The organism is Streptomyces thermoalcalitolerans (genome assembly GCF_039525155.1).
In the GTDB taxonomy this organism is placed as follows: domain Bacteria; phylum Actinomycetota; class Actinomycetes; order Streptomycetales; family Streptomycetaceae; genus Streptomyces; species Streptomyces thermovulgaris.
Genome location: NZ_BAAAHG010000003.1, coordinates 1 through 16485 on the forward strand (window position 1 = coordinate 1; position 16485 = coordinate 16485).

General features: G+C 71.2%; 15 protein-coding genes. 8 read left to right on the plus strand and 7 right to left on the minus strand.

What is annotated here, in order from left to right; all coding sequences use genetic code 11:
- Positions 1 to 325: 325 nt before the first annotated feature.
- Positions 326 to 976: a DNA-3-methyladenine glycosylase gene (locus ABD224_RS02740; protein ID WP_344046296.1), complete on the minus strand. Its 651-nt coding sequence runs from the start codon at positions 974 to 976 to the stop codon at positions 326 to 328.
- A 135-nt stretch (positions 977 to 1111) separates the two neighbouring features.
- Here ABD224_RS02740 and ABD224_RS02745 point away from each other — a divergent pair, with 135 nt between their 5' ends.
- The 3 genes from ABD224_RS02745 to ABD224_RS02755 all read left to right on the plus strand — a co-directional run bounded on the left by ABD224_RS02745 (position 1112) and on the right by ABD224_RS02755 (position 3147).
- Complete coding sequence (locus ABD224_RS02745) at positions 1112 to 1894, plus strand: sporulation protein (RefSeq protein WP_344046298.1); 783 nt, start codon at positions 1112 to 1114, stop codon at positions 1892 to 1894.
- A 43-nt stretch (positions 1895 to 1937) separates the two neighbouring features.
- On the plus strand, positions 1938 to 2477 hold the full coding sequence (locus ABD224_RS02750) for a YbhB/YbcL family Raf kinase inhibitor-like protein (protein WP_344046300.1): 540 nt from the start codon (positions 1938 to 1940) through the stop codon (positions 2475 to 2477).
- 163 nt (positions 2478 to 2640) lie between these two features.
- The gene (locus ABD224_RS02755) at positions 2641 to 3147 is read left to right on the plus strand and encodes an HNH endonuclease (protein WP_344046302.1); all 507 of its coding nucleotides are present in this window, start codon (positions 2641 to 2643) and stop codon (positions 3145 to 3147) included.
- 127 nt (positions 3148 to 3274) lie between these two features.
- Here ABD224_RS02755 and ABD224_RS02760 read toward each other — a convergent pair whose 3' ends face one another.
- From ABD224_RS02760 to ABD224_RS02770, 3 genes are all read right to left on the minus strand, one after another.
- Positions 3275 to 4219 carry an SPFH domain-containing protein gene (locus ABD224_RS02760; protein ID WP_344046304.1) on the minus strand — a complete coding sequence of 315 codons (945 nt, stop codon included), beginning with the start codon at positions 4217 to 4219 and terminating at the stop codon, positions 3275 to 3277.
- 139 nt (positions 4220 to 4358) lie between these two features.
- Positions 4359 to 4790 (minus strand): NfeD family protein, encoded by a 432-nt coding sequence (locus ABD224_RS02765; protein WP_344046306.1) that lies wholly within the window; start codon positions 4788 to 4790, stop codon positions 4359 to 4361.
- A 96-nt stretch (positions 4791 to 4886) separates the two neighbouring features.
- Complete coding sequence (locus ABD224_RS02770; protein WP_344046308.1) at positions 4887 to 5684, minus strand: ABC transporter ATP-binding protein; 798 nt, start codon at positions 5682 to 5684, stop codon at positions 4887 to 4889.
- A 153-nt stretch (positions 5685 to 5837) separates the two neighbouring features.
- Here ABD224_RS02770 and ABD224_RS02775 point away from each other — a divergent pair, with 153 nt between their 5' ends.
- A complete protein-coding gene (locus ABD224_RS02775) occupies positions 5838 to 6632 on the plus strand; it encodes a hypothetical protein (RefSeq protein ID WP_344046310.1) in 795 nt (264 codons plus the stop codon).
- Between the two features lie 136 nt (positions 6633 to 6768).
- Here ABD224_RS02775 and ABD224_RS02780 read toward each other — a convergent pair whose 3' ends face one another.
- Both ABD224_RS02780 and ABD224_RS02785 read right to left on the minus strand, forming a co-directional pair.
- The gene (locus tag ABD224_RS02780) at positions 6769 to 7407 is read right to left on the minus strand and encodes a response regulator (protein ID WP_344046312.1); all 639 of its coding nucleotides are present in this window, start codon (positions 7405 to 7407) and stop codon (positions 6769 to 6771) included.
- Positions 7400 to 8545, minus strand: coding sequence for a GAF domain-containing sensor histidine kinase (locus tag ABD224_RS02785; protein WP_344046314.1), 1146 nt, complete (start codon positions 8543 to 8545; stop codon positions 7400 to 7402). Before ABD224_RS02785 ends, ABD224_RS02780 begins: the two co-directional genes overlap by 8 nt.
- Before the next feature lie 271 nt (positions 8546 to 8816).
- On the opposite strand from ABD224_RS02785, the gene ABD224_RS02790 reads away from it, so the two are divergent.
- From ABD224_RS02790 to ABD224_RS02800, 3 genes are all read left to right on the plus strand, one after another.
- Entirely contained in the window at positions 8817 to 9512 is a 696-nt protein-coding gene (locus tag ABD224_RS02790) for an SDR family NAD(P)-dependent oxidoreductase (protein ID WP_344046316.1), read from the plus strand.
- Positions 9509 to 10594, plus strand: coding sequence for an S-adenosylmethionine:tRNA ribosyltransferase-isomerase (locus tag ABD224_RS02795; RefSeq protein WP_344046318.1), 1086 nt, complete (start codon positions 9509 to 9511; stop codon positions 10592 to 10594). The genes ABD224_RS02790 and ABD224_RS02795 overlap by 4 nt, the downstream gene beginning before the upstream one ends.
- 297 nt (positions 10595 to 10891) lie before the next feature.
- Positions 10892 to 11677 carry a transglycosylase SLT domain-containing protein gene (locus ABD224_RS02800; protein WP_344046320.1) on the plus strand — a complete coding sequence of 262 codons (786 nt, stop codon included), beginning with the start codon at positions 10892 to 10894 and terminating at the stop codon, positions 11675 to 11677.
- 95 nt (positions 11678 to 11772) lie between these two features.
- Here the strand turns inward: ABD224_RS02800 and ABD224_RS02805 are convergent, their stop codons facing one another.
- Positions 11773 to 14295, minus strand: a complete 2523-nt coding sequence (locus ABD224_RS02805; protein WP_344046322.1) for an ABC transporter ATP-binding protein/permease — start codon at positions 14293 to 14295, stop codon at positions 11773 to 11775.
- A 243-nt stretch (positions 14296 to 14538) separates the two neighbouring features.
- On the opposite strand from ABD224_RS02805, the gene ABD224_RS02810 reads away from it, so the two are divergent.
- Positions 14539 to 16443 carry a streptophobe family protein gene (locus ABD224_RS02810; RefSeq protein WP_344046324.1) on the plus strand — a complete coding sequence of 635 codons (1905 nt, stop codon included), beginning with the start codon at positions 14539 to 14541 and terminating at the stop codon, positions 16441 to 16443.
- Positions 16444 to 16485: the final 42 nt, after the last annotated feature.

Genomic DNA, 16485 nt, shown 5'->3' on the forward strand with positions numbered 1-16485 from the left:
ACCGGCCCGCCCGGTGTCGGGGCATCAACATATCTGGCGTTGACTTTTGGCACGCTGTTGAGTTCTCAAGGAACGGACGCTTCCTTCGTACTCACCCTCACAGGGCTTTCCTCCGGGCGCTTCCCTTCGGTGTTCACTACGTTAGCCGATCTCCCCGGCAATTCATAATCGCCTTCCGCGGGCTTGAATCAGGGCGCACGGGCGCACCAAACTCGCCCCCGCTTGAGGGATGCTCGGTAAGTAGTGGATTGGCCGCTCCGGCTGCAGGCAAGGGCCGTACCCGGTTCAGCGGCTCGGACTACGTTACGTACCTTCCCCCGGCAAGTCAACTTCGTCGGCGCCGCGGCACATGGGGGCGGTAGGGGCTCACCGTCGGGTCGTCGGCGACCCAGAAGCGCCAGGGGTGGGCCTTCCCGCAGCCCCCCGCGCCGGCGACCCCGACGCGGGGGCCGTTGCGTACCTGGTCGGGGGGTGTCGGGGTGCCGGTCAGGACACGTATGGGGGTGTCGCCGGCGGCGCAGGCGTCGGTGCCGTCGAGGGTCCGGTCCACGTCCAGGGCCATGGCCAGGCGGGCGGGGCCCTTGGCGAGTTCCTTGTCGTTGCGGGCCGAGAGCCGGCGGGCGCGGGCCAGCTCGGCGCCCTCGACGATCTCGCCGGCCCGGAGCAGGACTCCGCTCGCCTGGCCCTCCGGCCCGCACACCAGGTTCATGCAGTGCCACATGCCGTAGGTGAAGTAGACGTACACGTGGCCGGGCGGGCCGAACATCACGCCGTTGCGGGCGGTGCGGCCGCGGTAGGCGTGGGAGCCCGGGTCGTTCGGGCCGTCGTAGGCCTCGACCTCGGTCAGGCGCAGCACGATCGGACCGTCGGGGGTCGTTCGCACCAGAAGCCGGCCCAGCAGATCGGGAGCGACCTCCAGGACGGGGCGGTCGAAGAACTCTCTGGGCAGGGGCGTACGGTCCGAGGGCGCGATCATGGCTTCCGAGCGTAATCCAGACGGATGGGCTCTTGTCCGTGTTCGGGGATCGTCCCCCTTGCGGGGTGCGGCCACGGAACCGGTGGCGGTCGGACCGCGTGTGTACGAATCAGAATTCACACCATAGGGAGAATCATGGGGTTCAAGAAGCTGTTCGCGAGCCTCGGCGTCGGCGGTGCCTCGGTCGAGACGGTGCTGCATGAGCACAACGTCGTGCCGGGCGGGGTCGTCCAGGGGGAAGTGCACATCCAGGGCGGCACGGTCAACCAGCAGATCGAAGGGCTGTCGGTCGGGCTGCAGGCGCGGGTCGAGGTCGAGAGCGGAGACCAGGAGTACAAGCAGGACATCGAGTTCACCAAGGTGCAGATAGGCGGTGCCTTCGAGCTCCAGGCAGGAGCCGTGCACACGGTTCCGTTCGGGCTGGAGATCCCGTGGGAGACGCCGATCACGATGATCGACGGGCAGGCGCTGCGGGGCATGAACGTCGGGGTGACCACGGAGCTGGCGATCGCGCGTGCCGTGGACTCGGGTGACCTGGACCCGATCAATGTGCACCCGCTGCCGGTGCAGAAGGCGATCCTGGACGCGTTCATCCGCCTCGGTTTCCGGTTCAAGAACGCGGATCTGGAGCGCGGGCACATCCGCGGGACGCGGCAGCGGCTGCCGTTCTACCAGGAGATCGAGTTCTACCCGCCGGCGCAGTACCGGGGGCTGAACCAGGTCGAACTGAGCTTCGTGGCCGACGAGCACGCCATGGACGTGGTGCTGGAGATGGACAAGAAGCCGGGGCTGTTCAGCGAGGGCAGCGACACCTTCCGGTCGTTCCAGGTGGGCCTGCACGACTTCCAGGGGACCGACTGGGCGGCATATCTGCACCAGTGGATCGCCGAGGTCGGCAGCAGGCGCAACTGGTTCTAGGCTCGGGAGCCGAAGGCCCAGAAGCGATCAGGAGGTTATCGAGGTGACCGAGCTCAGGAGACGGCCCCTCCCCCACGACTTCCATCCGCCCGTGCCGTCGTTCACGGTCACGAGCAACGACGTCCAGGAGGGTGCGACGCTCCAGGAGGCCCAGCTCCACGCGGGCGGGAACATCTCGCCGCATCTGCGCTGGGAGGGCTTCCCCCCGGAGACCAAGAGCTTCGCCGTGACCTGCTACGACCCGGACGCCCCGACGGGCAGCGGGTTCTGGCACTGGGTGCTGTTCGACATCCCGGCCTCCGTGACAGAGCTGCCGACGGGTGCGGGCAGCGGCACGTTCGAGGGGTTGCCCGAGGGCGCCGTGCACGCGCGCAACGACTACGGGACGAAGGACTTCGGGGGTGCCGCGCCGCCGCCGGGGGACGGACCGCACCGGTACGTCTTCACGGTGTACGCCGTCGACCAGGAGAAACTGGGCCCGGACTCGGACGCCTCTCCCGCCGTGGTGGGCTTCAACCTGCGTTTCCACACACTGGCGAGGGCCCAGCTGATCGGTGAGTACGAGAACCCCGCCAAGGACTGACTTCCGCGCGGCCCGGTTCTCTGTTCACTGAACGTTTGCCCGTCTTCGGTCATGGAAGTGATCGAAGGCGGGCATTTATTGCGTTGTCCCATCCCGGCGTGCCCGGCCAGAGTTGACCCAGCCCGCCGCGGGGTGGGCCGATGCGCACGAAAGGTGGGCCGGAATGCGGGACACACTGGTGCTGAACGCGAGCTTCGAGCCGCTGTCGACGGTGACGCTGAAGCGGGCCATCGTGCTGGTGCTGCAGTCGAAGGCCGTGGTCGAGCAGGCGCACCCCGAACTGCGGATGCGGGCGGCATCGGTGGACATACCCGTGCCCCGGGTGATCCGGCTGTGCCGGTATGTACGGGTCCCCTTCCGAAGACAGGCTCCATGGTCGAGACGGGGTGTGCTGGTACGGGACCGGCACCGGTGCGCGTACTGCGGCCGGCGGGCGACGACCGTGGACCATGTGGTGCCGCGGTCGCAGGGCGGGCAGGACACCTGGCTGAACACGGTGGCCTCGTGCGCGGAGGACAACCACCGGAAGGCGGACCGGACTCCGGAGCAGGCGGGCATGCCGCTGCTGTGGGAGCCGTTCGAGCCCACGCCGACCGACGCGATGCTTCTGTCCCTGGGGCAGGAGGAGTTCGAGGCGCTGCCCTCCTGGCTGGTCCGGCGGGCCGCGTGACGGCTGCGTGACTCCGGGCGGCGGGACCTCACCGGACTCCGGGCGGCGGGGCCCACCAGCGGTGTGGGGCCCGCCTTTCCCATGGCCGTGAGGCCCGGGCCCACCGCGGGAGGCGGGGCCGCTTCCGTCAGTCGATGGACGGCTTCTCGCGGCGCTCGGTGTTCGTGTTCGCACCGGCGTCGCCCGCACCTCCGCCCCGGGCGCTGAAGTTCCCGATGGCCCCGGACAGGCCCTTGAGAGCCTCGCCGATTTCGCTGGGGACGATCCAGAGCTTGTTGGCGTCGCCCTCGGCGATCTTGGGGAGCATCTGGAGGTACTGGTAGGACAGCAGCTTCTGGTCCGGGTCACCGGCGTGGATCGCCTCGAAGACCGTACGGACGGCCTGGGCCTCGCCCTCGGCGCGCAGGGCCGCGGCCTTGGCCTCACCCTCGGCACGGAGGATCTGGGCCTGCTTCTCGCCCTCGGCGCGCAGGATCTCGGACTGCCGGACGCCCTCGGCCTGGAGAATCGCGGCGCGCTTGTCACGGTCGGCGCGCATCTGCTTCTCCATCGAGTCCTGGATGGAGGTCGGGGGCTCGATGGCCTTGAGCTCGACGCGGTTGACGCGGATGCCCCACTTGCCGGTGGCCTCGTCGAGGACGCCGCGCAGGGCCGCGTTGATCTCCTCGCGGGAGGTCAGGGTGCGCTCGAGGTCCATGCCGCCGATGATGTTGCGCAGGGTGGTGACGGTGAGCTGCTCGATGGCCTGGATGTAGCTGGCGACCTCATAGGTGGCGGCGCGGGCGTCGGTCACCTGGTAGTAGATGACGGTGTCGATGTTGACGACCAGGTTGTCCTGGGTGATCACCGGCTGCGGCGGGAAGGGGACGACCTGCTCACGCAGGTCGATGCGGTTGCGGATGGTGTCGATGAACGGAACGACGATGTTGAGGCCCGCGTTCAGCGTCCGTGTGTAGCGGCCGAAGCGCTCGACGATGGCAGCGCTCGCCTGCGGGATGACCTGGATGGTCTTGATCAAGGCGATGAAGACCAACACCACCAGAATGATCAGGACGATGATGACCGGTGCCATCGTTGCTGCCCGTACCCCTTCTCCGCCTCGGCTCTTTCGGAGGATCTTGTGGCTGTTGAAGATCTTGGCTGGTCGAGTCTGACAGACCGTCAGGCACCTTGTAAGGTGTTCGGTCCACTTGCGCCGCCCGGTGGGACGGTCATATGACGATGGCGGTGGCCCCCTCGATGTCCACGACGTCCACCTGTTCACCGACTTCGTAGACGCGATCGGTGTCGAGTGCGCGCGCCGACCAGATCTCCCCGGCGAGCTTGACACGGCCGCCCGAGCCGTCGACGCGTTCGAGTACGACGGCCTGCTTGCCCTTCAACGCGTCGACGCCCGTGGCCAGTTCGGGGCGCTGCCTGTTGTGCCGGGCGGCGATGGGCCGGACCACGGCGATGAGGGCGACGGAGACCACGACAAAGGTGAGCACCTGGGCGACGATGCCGAAGCCGAAGCCTGCGACGATCGCGGCGGCGACAGCGCCCACCGCGAACATGCCGAACTCCGGCATGGCGGTCACCACGAGCGGAATTCCGAGCCCTACCGCACCGACCAGCCACCACACCCACGCGTCGATGTTGTCCACATGTTCATGGTAAGCCGCGGCCGACGACGACGGACAGAGCGCAGTAAAAGGGATTGGGACAAAAGGCGGATCCAAAAGGAGGATCCAAGAGGCGGATCAGGACAACGGCAGGCCCTGGGCGGTCCAGCGGTCGCCGACCTGCTCGACGACGAGCGGGAGGCCGAAGCACAGGGAGAGGTTGCGGGAGGTGAGCTCGAGCTCCAGGGGGCCGGCGGTCAGGACCTTGCCCTGGCGGATCATCAGAACGTGGGTGAAGCCGGGGGCGATCTCCTCGACATGGTGGGTGACCATGATCATCGAGGGGGCGATCGGGTCGCGGGCGAGCCGGCCGAGGCGGCGGACCAGGTCCTCACGGCCGCCGAGGTCGAGGCCGGCGGCGGGCTCGTCGAGCAGGAGCAGCTCGGGGTCGGTCATCAGGGCGCGGGCGATCAGGGTGCGCTTGCGCTCGCCCTCGGACAGGGTGCCGAACTTCCGGTCGAGGTGCTCGCTCATCCCGAGGCGGTCGAGGAAGGCGCGGGCACGCTGCTCGTCGATGTCCTCGTACTCCTCCTGCCAGCCGGCGGTCATGCCGTAGGCGGCGGTGAGCACGGTCTGCAGCACGGTCTGGCTCTTGGGGAGCTTCTCGGCCAGGGCGATGCCGGCCATGCCGATGCGGGGGCGCAGGTCGAAGACGTCGGTGCCGGGCCTGCCGAGGGTCTCGCCGAGGACGGTGACCGTGCCGCGGGTGGGGAAGAGATAGGTCGAGGCGATGTTCAGCAAGGTGGTCTTGCCGGCGCCGTTGGGGCCGAGGATGACCCAGCGCTCGCCCTCCTTGACCGACCAGGAGACCTGGTCCACCAGAGCCCGGCCCTCACGGATCACGGATACGTCCTGAAGCTCCAGAACATCGCTCATGAGCGCGTTGTCTCCCCTTGCAGTGTGCCGCCGGTCTCGGCCGTCGCGTACGCCTGTGGCTCGGTCCGCCGCGCCGGTGGGCGCAGCCCCCCCACGAATCTACGCCACGAGCCGGGCAGGGCTGCCCATCGGTCCTCTCCTTAGGGTGGAGACATGCTCTCGGAACCGCGTTCTGGACGCCTCACCGCATGGGGAAATGCCCTTTTGTCTGGATATGTATCGCCGGACGATGCCGTGCTCGCCGTGGTCGGTGAGGATGCCGTCCATCGCGTGGAGGGGCTGCCCGGGGAACCGGGGCCGGTCGGGCTCACGCTGGCCCTGGGGCGGCTGCGGACGCTCGGGGTGACGGCGCTGCGGGTGGCGCTGCCCGTGCCGGGGCATCCGCTGGGGCTGAGCGGGCCGCCGGAGTTCAACGCACGGGCGCTGGAAGCCGAGGAGGCGGTGATCTGTCATGGGGCTGCTTTCGGGCTGGTGCCTCTGGTGCACGAGGCGGGACCCGAGGGAGACGTGCATGTCGAGGTGGTGTGGCAGGTGCTGCCCGCGCGACAGGCCCCGCCGGCCGATGTGCCGTCGCTGGGTGAGGCCGAACGAGAGCTGGCGGAGGCGTTGCGGGAGGCCACGGAGACGCTGACACGGCTGGATGTGGCCGGGTCGGGGCCGGTGGCCCGGGCCGCGGTCGACGCGTACCGGGCCCGGGCCGAGGAGGGGAACGGGCAGGGGGTGCTGGCGCCCGGGTATCCGCCGCGGGCGGCGCGGGTGCTGGAGCTGGCGCGGCGCGTGGGACTGCTGGTGTCGCTGGCGTACGAGAACGGGCACGGGGGTGCGGTGAGCGCGTTCGAGATGGGGGCGCGGGGGGAGGTGCTGCGCATGGTGGAGCGGACGGCCCGGCGGGCGCGGGTCGCGGCGTACAACTCCGTTGTGGAGGAGCGGGAGAAGGGCGTGCGGTGAGCGTGGGGCGCGCAAGCGTCCGGCATTGTTCCGCGGGGGGAGCGGAGAGTGCCGCCCGGCGCCATGGGGTGCCGTCCGCGCCCGTCCGTACCGCCCTGCGGCACACCGCCGCGCGGGACGGCGGCTGCCCGCGGGATCATTCGACTCCGTGGCGTACCGCCCACAGGGCGGCCTGGGTGCGGTCGGAGAGGTCCAGTTTCATCAGGATGTTGGAGACGTGGGTCTTGACGGTCTTCTCGGACAGGACCAGGGCCCGGGCGATCTCGCGGTTGGAGCGGCCGTCGGCGATCAGGGCGAGGACCTCGCGCTCCCGTTCCGTCAGGGAGCTCCCGCGGCCCTGACCGGGGGTGGTCTCCTCCTGGGACAGCAGGGCGCTGGCCACCTCCGGCTGGAGCAGGACGTGACCGGCGTGCACCGAGCGGATGGCCCCGGCGAGCGCGTCGGGGTCCACGTCCTTGTAGACGTACCCGGCGGCGCCCGCGCGCAGGGCCGGGACGACCGTGCGCTGCTCGGTGAAGCTGGTGACGATCAGCACACGCGCGGGGTTGCCGAGCTCGCGGAGCCGGCGCAGTGCCTCGACGCCGTCCAGGACGGGCATCCTGACGTCCATGAGGACGACGTCGGGCCTCAGTTCCTCGGCCCGGGCGACGCCCTCGGCGCCGTCGGCCGCCTCGCCCACGACCTCGATGTCGTCCTGCACCTCCAGGAAGGTGCGCAGGCCCCGGCGGACCACCTGGTGGTCGTCGACGAGCAACACCTTGATCGGTTCAGCCACCGGGGACCTCCATCTCGATCGTGGTGCCCTTGCCGGGCGCCGATTCCACCGTCAGCCGGCCGCCGACTCCGCTCGCCCGGTCCCGCATGGAGACCAGGCCGAGGTGGCGGCCGGCCCGGCGTACCGCCATGGGGTCGAAGCCGATGCCGTCGTCGGTGATCCGCAGGACGGCGCCGCGGCCACGGCGCTCCAGGACGACGTCGACCTGCTTGGCCTGTGCGTGCCGCAGCGCGTTGTGCAGGGCCTCCTGGGCGACGCGGAGCGTGGCCTCCTCCTGGGCGGACGGCAGGGCGCGCACCCCGCGTGCGGTGAAGGTGACGCGTGCGCTGTGGGCGCGGTCGAGGACCTGGACCTGGGTGCGGAGGGTGGCGACCAGACCGTCCTCGTCGAGGGCCGCGGGGCGCAACTCCACGACGGCGGCGCCCAGTTCGTCGGCCGCCTCGGCGGCGAGGGCGGCCACCTGCTGCAACTCGCCCTTGGCGCGCGCCGGATCGCGGTCGATGAGGGCGGCGGCGGCCTGGGCGGTCAGCCGCAGGGAGAACAGCTTCTGGCTGACCGCGTCGTGCAGTTCGTGGGCGAGGCGGGAGCGCTCCTCGGCGATGGTCAGTTCGCGGCTGCGTTCGTAGAGACGGGCGTTGGTGAGGGCGATCGCGGCGTGCTGGGCGAGGATGGAGAGCAGTTCCTCGTCCTCCGCGGTGAAGCCGCAGCCGCCCTCGGGCTTGGGGCAGCGCTTGTTCGCCAGGAACAGCGCGCCGAGGACCTCGTCGCCGTCGCGGATCGGCAGGCCCAGGAAGTCGGACAGCTCGGGGTGGGCGGACGGCCATCCCTCGAAGCGCGGGTCCTTGCGCACGTCCGCGAGACGCTCGGTCCTGGCCTCGTGCAGCATCGCGGCGAGGACGCCGTGCTGGCGCGGCAGCGGACCGATGGCCCGCCACTGCTCGTCGCTGACCCCGTCGACCACGAACTGGGCGAAGCCGCCGTGGTCGTCCGGTACGCCGAGAGCGGCGTACTGCGCGTCGAGCAGCTCGCGTGCCGAGACGACGATCGTCTTCAGGACGTCGCGGACCTCGAGATGCCTGCTCATGGCCAGCAGCGCGGAACTCACCGCGGCGAGGCCGGACGGGGGACCTTGACTCATGTCCTCACGGTACCGGCGGGATCCGACGACGCGGATCGGCCCCGTGACGGCCCTGCCCGGGTCTGTGGTCCTAGGCCCGCGGGCCGAGGACGGACGGTCCCGGACCAGAGGACCGGATCGCCCGCCCTACGGCGAAGAGCCCCGTCGATCTGCGGCTCGCGTCCGAGGCGGCGCCAAAGTCGCCGTTCCTACGGTGGGCGGCGCGCCGGTCCGGCGGCGCACGAGGACGACCCGGCGGCGAGGGCCGGGTCATGACCGAGGGACGAGTGCCATGCCAGTAGCGATCATCACGGGGGCCTCGAAGGGGCTGGGGCGGGCCCTGGCCGAGGCGCTGGCCGCACAGGGCTGGGACCTGGTGCTCGACGCCAGGAACGCCCGGGTGCTGGAGGAAGCGGCCCGGGCCGTCTCCGCGCAGGGCACACGGGTGGAGGCCCTGCCCGGGGACGTCACGGACGCCGGGCACCGGGCCGGGCTGGTGGCGGCCGCGCGCGGGCTGGGCGGGGTCGACCTGGTGGTGCACAACGCGAGCGCGCTGGGCGCGGAGCCGCTCGTACGGCTGGCGGAACTGCCCCTGGAGGGGCTGCGCCGGGCCCTGGAGGTGAACACGGTCGCGGCCCTGGGTCTGGCGCAGGAGGCGCTGCCGGCGCTGCGGGACTCGGCGCAGGGCACGGTGATCGCGGTGAGTTCGGACGCTGCCGTCGAGGCGTACGAGACCTGGGGCGGCTACGGGGCGTCGAAGGCGGCGCTGGACCATCTGGCGGCGGTGCTCGCCAGGGAGGAGCCGGGGCTGCGGGTGTGGGCGGTGGACCCGGGGGACATGGACACCGACCTGTACGCGGCGGCCGTACCGGACGACGACACCCCGCGTCCGGCGCCGAAGGAGGTGGTGCCGGCGTTCCTGCGGCTGCTGACGGAGCGGCCGGCCAGCGGCCGTTACAGCGCGCCCGCCCTGCTGGAGGAGCGGTGACCCTGGCCGTGCGGGTTCCGCGGGAGCTGTCGGCGCGGGTGCCAGCCGAGCAGCGGGGCCCCGGGCTGGACCGGGACGCCGTGCGTCTGCTGGTGTCGCGTGGCACCGAGGTGTCGCACCACGTCTTCCGGGAGCTGCCGCGGCTGCTGTGCGCCGGGGACCTGCTCGTGGTGAACACCTCCCCCACGCTGGCCGCCGCGGTGGACGGGCGGATCGGGCGCACGGACGTGGTGGTGCACTTCTCCACGCGCGGGGACGACGGCCGCTGGGCGGTGGAGCTGCGGGAGCCGGACGGAAGGGGGACCACGCGCGCGCGTGCGGCCGCGCCCGCGGAAGGAGAAGTGGTGCTGCCCGGAGGCGTACGGCTGACGCTGGAGGAGCCGCTGAGCGCACAGAGTGCGCGGCTGTGGTGGGCGCGGGTGGCGGGGCCCTCGGTGCTCGGGATGCTGCGGGTGCACGGGCGGCCCATCCGTTACTCCTACACGGAGCGGGATCAGCCCCTGTCCGTCTACCAGACGGTGTTCACGGTGCCGTCGGCCGACGGTTCGGGCAGTGCGGAGATGCCGAGCGCGGCACGGCCCTTCACCAGGCGGCTGGTGGCCCGGCTGGTGAGCCGGGGGGTGCTGTTCGCACCGGTCGTCCTGCACACGGGCGTGGCCTCGGCCGAGGCGCATGAGCCGCCGTATCCGGAGCGGTTCTCGGTGTCCGAGGCATCGGCCCGGTTGATCAACGGCGTACGGGCGAGCGGCGGCCGGGTGATCGCGGTGGGGACCACGGCGGTGCGGGCCGTGGAGTCGGCGGCCGGGCCGGACGGCGTGGTCCGGGCGGCCTCGGGGTGGACCGACCTCGTGGTGACGCCCGAGCGCGGCGTACGGGTCGTGGACGGGCTGCTGACCGGGCTGCACGAGCCGGAGGCCTCGCATCTGCTGATGCTGGAGGCGGTCGCGGGCCGGGCGGCGGTCGAACGCGGGTACGAACAGGCCGTTCGTGAGCGCTATCTCTGGCACGAATTCGGTGACGTGCACCTCGTTCTTCCGGAGGAGAACACTCACCGGGAGCATTGCGACGGCAACGCCACGTAACAAAAACTCCCCTCCGATGTGAAGAGGCGCATAGGGCACGCATCACGTACGAAGCGGCGTAGGAGTCACGGACGCCCTTGATGAGCGGGACAGATGGAGCCATCTGTCCCGTTTTGTCCGTTCCCATTCTCCTATCCGGCTTCGTACATCACATCTTTGCCCGCCGATTTTGCGGCCGCTAAGAATTGCTCCCGTCGCTCAGCGCCGCGGATCTCTGCTCGCGGCTTGTGCGCGGGGAGGGCCCCTTCCCGCAGTCCGGAGAGCGACCTCCGTGCTACTCGAAGAGGTCCATTCGTCATGCCCGCTCACCTCCGTGCCCGTGCCCTCGGCCGTGCCCTGACCACGCGCCGCAAGTGCGTCGCCGCCGGCACCGCCGTGCTCGGTGCCGCCACTCTGGCCGTCTCCGCCGTGCCCAGCCAGGCCCAGCCGGCCACCGGCGCCGCCACCGTCACCGCGGCCCCGGTGCAGCTCGGCGCCCAGCCGATCAAGGGGGTCAAGGCCGCTGTCACCGACCAGCTGGCCGGTGAGAGCGTGAAGATCCAGGCCATCGAGGCCAGGCAGCAGGCCGCCAGGAAGGCCGTCGCCGAGAAGGCCGCGGTCAGGAAGGCGGTCGCCCGTGCCGCCGAGAAGGCCGTCGCCGGGAAGGCGGCCGCCCAGAAGGCCGTCGTCACGAAGGCCCGGGCCACGCACCGGGCCGAGCAGGCCGTGAGCCGGTCCGCCGCACGCCCGCAGGCGCAGAAGGCCGCCGCCCCCACCCGCTACCCCAACAACCTGGACGGCTGGATCCGGGAGTCGCTGGCCATCATGAGGAAGCACAACATCCCCGGCACCTACCAGGGCCTGTACCGGAACATCATGCGGGAGTCCTCGGGCAACCCCTACGCCATCAACAACTGGGACATCAACGCCCGCAACGGCATCCCCTCCAAGGGTCTGCTCCAGGTGATCCCGCCGACCTTCAGGGCGTACCACGTGCCGGGCACCTCGTGGAACATCTACGACCCGGTCGCCAACATCACCGCCGCCGCCAACTACGCGGCCCACCGGTACGGCTCGATCGACAACGTCTACAGCGCGTACTGACGCACCGGGGCCGGCGCGGGCCCGGACACCACGTGCGAGGGGCGGCACCCCGGCGGGGTGCCGCCCCTCGGCGTCCTCGGCACGCTCTCGTGCGGTTACTTGCGCATGACCTCCGGCTCGTGGCGGCGCAGGAAGCGTGCCACCAGGAAGCCGCAGACCACTCCGAGGGCGAGCAGCGCGGCCATGTCGACGGCCCAGGCCGACGCCGTGTGGTCCCACAGCGGGTCGGTGCTGGACGGGTCCTCGGTGTTCGGGGCGATGTTGTTGAAGTCCAGCGTGGTGCCGGCGGCGGCCACCGCCCAGCGCGACGGCATCAGGTAGGAGAACTCGTTGACACCGACGGTGCCGTTCAGGGTGAACAGGCAGCCGGTGAACACCACCTGGACGATCGCGAACATCACCAGCAGCGGCATGGTCTTCTCCGCGGTCTTCACCAGCGAGGAGATGACCAGGCCGACCATCATCGAGGTGAAGCCGAGCGCCATGATCGGCAGGCACAGCTCGAACAGCGTCGCGTTGCCCAGGATCAGCCCCTCCTCCGGGATCTCACGGCTGGAGAAGCCGATGAGGCCGACCATCAGGCCCTGCAGCACGGTGATGACACCGAGCACGACCACCTTGGACATCAGATACGCCGAGCGGGACAGGCCGGTGGCGCGTTCCCGCTCGTAGATGACCCGTTCCTTGATCAGCTCGCGGACGGAGTTCGCGGCCCCCGCGAAGCAGGCGCCGACCGCGAGGATCAGCAGCACCGTGGTCGCCGTGCCGTTCGGGATGGGCACGCCGGTCTTCGGGTTGACCGGGTTGACCAGCAGCCCCCTGTCGTGGTCGATGAGCAGGCTGACCGCGCCGAGCACCGCCGGCAGGATCACCGTCAGCGCCATGAAGCCCTTGTCGGAGGCGATCACCGCCATGTACCGCCGGATCAGGGTCATCAGCTGCGAGCCCCAGCTCTGCGGCTTGGGCGGCCTGACGGCCTGCGGCGGCGGCAGCTGCGCGGACTGCGGGGCGACCGCGTCGATGTCCGCGGCGTACATCTGGTAGTGCTGCGAGCCCTTCCAGCGGCCCGCCCAGTCGTAGTCGCGGTAGTTCTCGAAGGCGGAGAACACATCGGCCCAGCTGTCGTAGCCGAAGAAGTTCAGCGCCTCCTCCGGCGGGCCGAAGTAGGCCACGGAACCGCCCGGCGCCATCACCAGCAGCTTGTCGCACAGCGCCAGCTCGGCCACCGAGTGGGTGACGACGAGGACGGTGCGGCCGTCGTCGGCCAGGTCCCGCAGCAGCTTCATGACGTCGCGGTCCATGCCCGGGTCGAGACCGGAGGTCGGCTCGTCCAGGAAGATCAGCGACGGCTTGGTGAGCAGCTCCAGGGCCACCGACACACGCTTGCGCTGGCCGCCGGAGAGGGAGGTGACCTTCTTGTCCTTGTGGACGTCCAGCTTCAGCTCGCGCAGCACCTCGTCGATGCGGGCCTCGCGCTCGGCGGCCGTGGTGTCGGCCGGGAAGCGGAGCTTGGCCGCGTACTTCAGCGCCCTTTTGACGGTCAGTTCCTTGTGCAGGATGTCGTCCTGCGGGACCAGACCGATGCGCTGACGCAGCTCGGCGAACTGCTTGTAGAGGTTCCGGCCGTCGTAGAGGACCTCGCCCTGGTCGGCGGGCCGGTAGCCGGTGAGCGCCTTGAGCAGGGTCGACTTGCCGGAGCCGGACGGGCCGATGACCGCGATCAGCGACTTCTCCGGGACGCCGAAGGAGACGTCCTTGAGGATCTGCTTGCCGCCGTCGACCGTGACGGTCAGATGACGGGCGGAGAAGGTCACCTCACCGGTGTCGACGAACTCCTCCAGCCGGTCGCCGACGATCCGGAACGTCGAGTGGCCGATGCCGACGATGTCGTTCGGGCCGAGCTGCACCGAGCCGCCCTTGGGTATCGGCTGGCCGTTGACGTACGTGCCGTTGTGCGAGCCGAGGTCGCGGATCTCGAAACGGCCGTCGGGCGTGGCGTGGAACTCCGCGTGGCTGCGGGAGACCTGGAGGTCGGAGACGACCAGGTCGTTCTCCAGGGCACGGCCGATGCGCATCACACGGCCGAGTGAGAACTGGTGGAAGGTGGTGGGACTGCGGTCACCGTGGACCGGCGGCGCTCCGGCGCCGGAGCCGGGACCCTGCTGATGCGGAATCGACGGTGCCTTCGGTCCCTGCTGCTGTTGCTGCCAGCCGGCCTGCGGCGCCTGCTGCTGCGGCGCCTGCTGCTGCGCCCAGCCGGGGTCGGCGCCCTGGGCGGCGTGCGGCTGCTGCTGAGGCTGGGCCTGCGGCGTGCCCACGGCGGCCGCGGCGACGGAGAAGCTCAGCCGCGGCCCGTCGGTCGCGTTGCCGAGATGGACCACCGTGCCGGAGCCGATCTCCCACTGCTGGATCCGTTGGCCCTGCACATACGTGCCGTTGGTACTGCCCTGGTCCTCGATGACCCAACTGCGGCCGTTGAAGCCGACCATGGCATGACGCCAGGAGACCCTGGCGTCCTCGAACACTATGTCGCCCTGCGGATCACGTCCCAGGGCGTAGCTCCTGGACGGGTCCAGCGTCCAGGTCCGTCCATTGGTTTCCAGTACGAGTTCCGGCACTCCATGCCCCACTGAGTTGTCCCCCGAGTTACCCCCGTCGCAGGGAGTCTAGGGATGTCGAACATCGTGGGGAACTATTTCAGGATCTCGCCTCTGACCGAAATCCGGGGCTTGCGACGTGTACGTACGTCCGCTTCGAGTGCTTTCTCACCGACGGGCGTTGAAAACCGGCCGTAGAGTGGTATTCCCCGCAAGGGGGATATGCGCGGCAGTCGTGCCGTGCCGCGGATCGGGGGGTCTGCCATGAGCGCTGCCACGGGAACCGGAACCGCGAGGCGCGGTGCACATCCGCCCTGGCCGGACATACTGCTGGCCGCGATCGCCTCCGTGAGCTGGGCGTTGATCGGCATGGTGGGCACGGCGGCGCTGGGACTGCATCTGCTGGGGGCCGGCTCGGCGGGGCCGCTCGGCCCCATGACCGCCGCGGTGGTGGCCCTGGGGGCCGGTGGTTCGGTCACGCCGTCCGGCGAGGTGTCCGCGTTCGGCTCGAAGGGCGTCGAGATCCACACCGCCCTCCAGATCACGCCACTGGGGGTGAGCCTGGTCGGGGCGCTGCTGCTGTCGTGGTTCTTCCTGCGCTCCCTGCGCACGGCGGGCACGGTGATCTCCCCGGCCGAACTCCTCGCCCGGGCGGGCGCGGTGATGGCGCTGTTCACGGCGATGCTGGGCGGGCTGGCCTGGGCCGGGCACGGTGTCGTCGCGCTCGACGAAGACGTGCTCGAGCCGGGCGGCGGGCCGGGGGGCGTGGGCGTTCCCGGGCTGGACGGCCTGGGGGACATCGGCGGTCTCCTCCCCGGCGGCATCGGCGAACTGATCGGTGCCCGGCCGACGGCCGGCTTCGCCGTCGACACGGCGCCGACCCTGCTGGGCGGGCTCGGCTGGTCGGCCGGGATCCTGCTGATCGCCCTGCTGGCCTCGCGCCGCACACCGTTGCCGCGGGGCTGGGACGCCGTGCACCGGGTGGTGCGGCCGGCCGTGTCCGCGGTGGTCACCGTGGTGCTGATCGCGGTGGCCGCGGGTGCGGCGACGGCGGCGTACACGGCGGCCGGCGACGACCGTCCCCGGCGCGTCCTGGGCGCCGCCCTGCTCGGCATGCCCAACGGGGTGTGGCTCGGTGTCCCGGTGGGCCTGTTCGTGCCCTTCGACGGCAGGGCGACCGGCGAACCGGCCGGCTTCCTGCCCGCTCCCCTGGACAGGATCCTGAGCGTGTCCTCCGACCAGCCGGTCACCCTGTCCCGGCTGGCCGGCCTGGACGGCCGGATGTGGCTGCTGGGGGTGGCGGCGGCACTGCTGATGCTGCTGGCGGGGGTTCTGACGGCCGTACGGACGCCGGTGGAGGCGGGGCAGAAGGCCCTGGGCCTCGCGGGTCGCTGCGCGCTGCGGCTGGGCATCGTCACCGCGCTGACGCTTCCGCTGCTCGCGTGGCTGACGGAGGTGTCCGTGGACGCGTCCCTGTCCGTGCTCGGCTTCGAGCTGGCCGAGGCGGGGGTGGAGCTGCACGGCCGCCCGGGCGCGGCCGTGCTTCTGGGCGCGGTGTGGGGCGCGGGGGCGGGTGCGGCGGGTGCTCTGATGGCTCGCTCCACGGGGGCGGCGGGGCTGCGGGCGGCACCACTGGCACGGGGTGACATGGAGGGCGGCCGGTGGGCGGAGGCCGGGGGCGGGCCGGCGGAGGGCGCCGGTCACGGTCCATGGGCCGCCGCGGGCGAGGCCCGGCGTCCCGGACGCACAAAGCAGCAGGCCGGGCCCTCTGCGCCCGGTACGCCCCGCCGGCCACCGCTTCCGTCCACCACCCCGTATCTCCGCCTGCCCGGTGACCCGCGTTCCCTGGATTCCCCGGAGGACGCCCGTCCGCCGGACGGCCGGGGACAGGGCGGCAAGGCGGCGCCCTCCGGGCGGACGGAGCCTGGAAGCGGCGGGCGGCCCCGGCCCGGGGCGGCGGCCGACGACCTGTACGGCGCTCCGACCGTGATCGGTCCTCTGAAGCCGCCCCCGCGTCCGTCCGGGCGACGTACGGACAAGCGGCCGGGCGACGGTCCGCCGCCCCCACCGCCCCCGCCGCCGGCGCTTCCGCCACGGCCTCCTCGGCCCCCTCGGCAGCCTCCTCAGCCGTCCCAGCCCCCTCGGCCTCCTCGGCCCCCGCAGCAGTGAGATTGTCTTCTTGTCCACCAGGCGGACCTGGGAAGCGGGGGG

Coding starts and splice junctions, on each gene's coding strand:
- ABD224_RS02740 (WP_344046296.1), bottom strand. CDS start 976: ATGATCGCGCCCTCGGACCGTACGCCCCTGCCCAGAGAGTTCTTCGAC.
- ABD224_RS02745 (WP_344046298.1), top strand. CDS start 1,112: ATGGGGTTCAAGAAGCTGTTCGCGAGCCTCGGCGTCGGCGGTGCCTCG.
- ABD224_RS02755 (WP_344046302.1), top strand. CDS start 2,641: ATGCGGGACACACTGGTGCTGAACGCGAGCTTCGAGCCGCTGTCGACG.
- ABD224_RS02760 (WP_344046304.1), bottom strand. CDS start 4,219: ATGGCACCGGTCATCATCGTCCTGATCATTCTGGTGGTGTTGGTCTTC.
- ABD224_RS02770 (WP_344046308.1), bottom strand. CDS start 5,684: ATGAGCGATGTTCTGGAGCTTCAGGACGTATCCGTGATCCGTGAGGGC.
- ABD224_RS02775 (WP_344046310.1), top strand. CDS start 5,838: ATGCTCTCGGAACCGCGTTCTGGACGCCTCACCGCATGGGGAAATGCC.
- ABD224_RS02785 (WP_344046314.1), bottom strand. CDS start 8,545: ATGAGTCAAGGTCCCCCGTCCGGCCTCGCCGCGGTGAGTTCCGCGCTG.
- ABD224_RS02790 (WP_344046316.1), top strand. CDS start 8,817: ATGCCAGTAGCGATCATCACGGGGGCCTCGAAGGGGCTGGGGCGGGCC.
- ABD224_RS02800 (WP_344046320.1), top strand. CDS start 10,892: ATGCCCGCTCACCTCCGTGCCCGTGCCCTCGGCCGTGCCCTGACCACG.
- ABD224_RS02810 (WP_344046324.1), top strand. CDS start 14,539: ATGAGCGCTGCCACGGGAACCGGAACCGCGAGGCGCGGTGCACATCCG.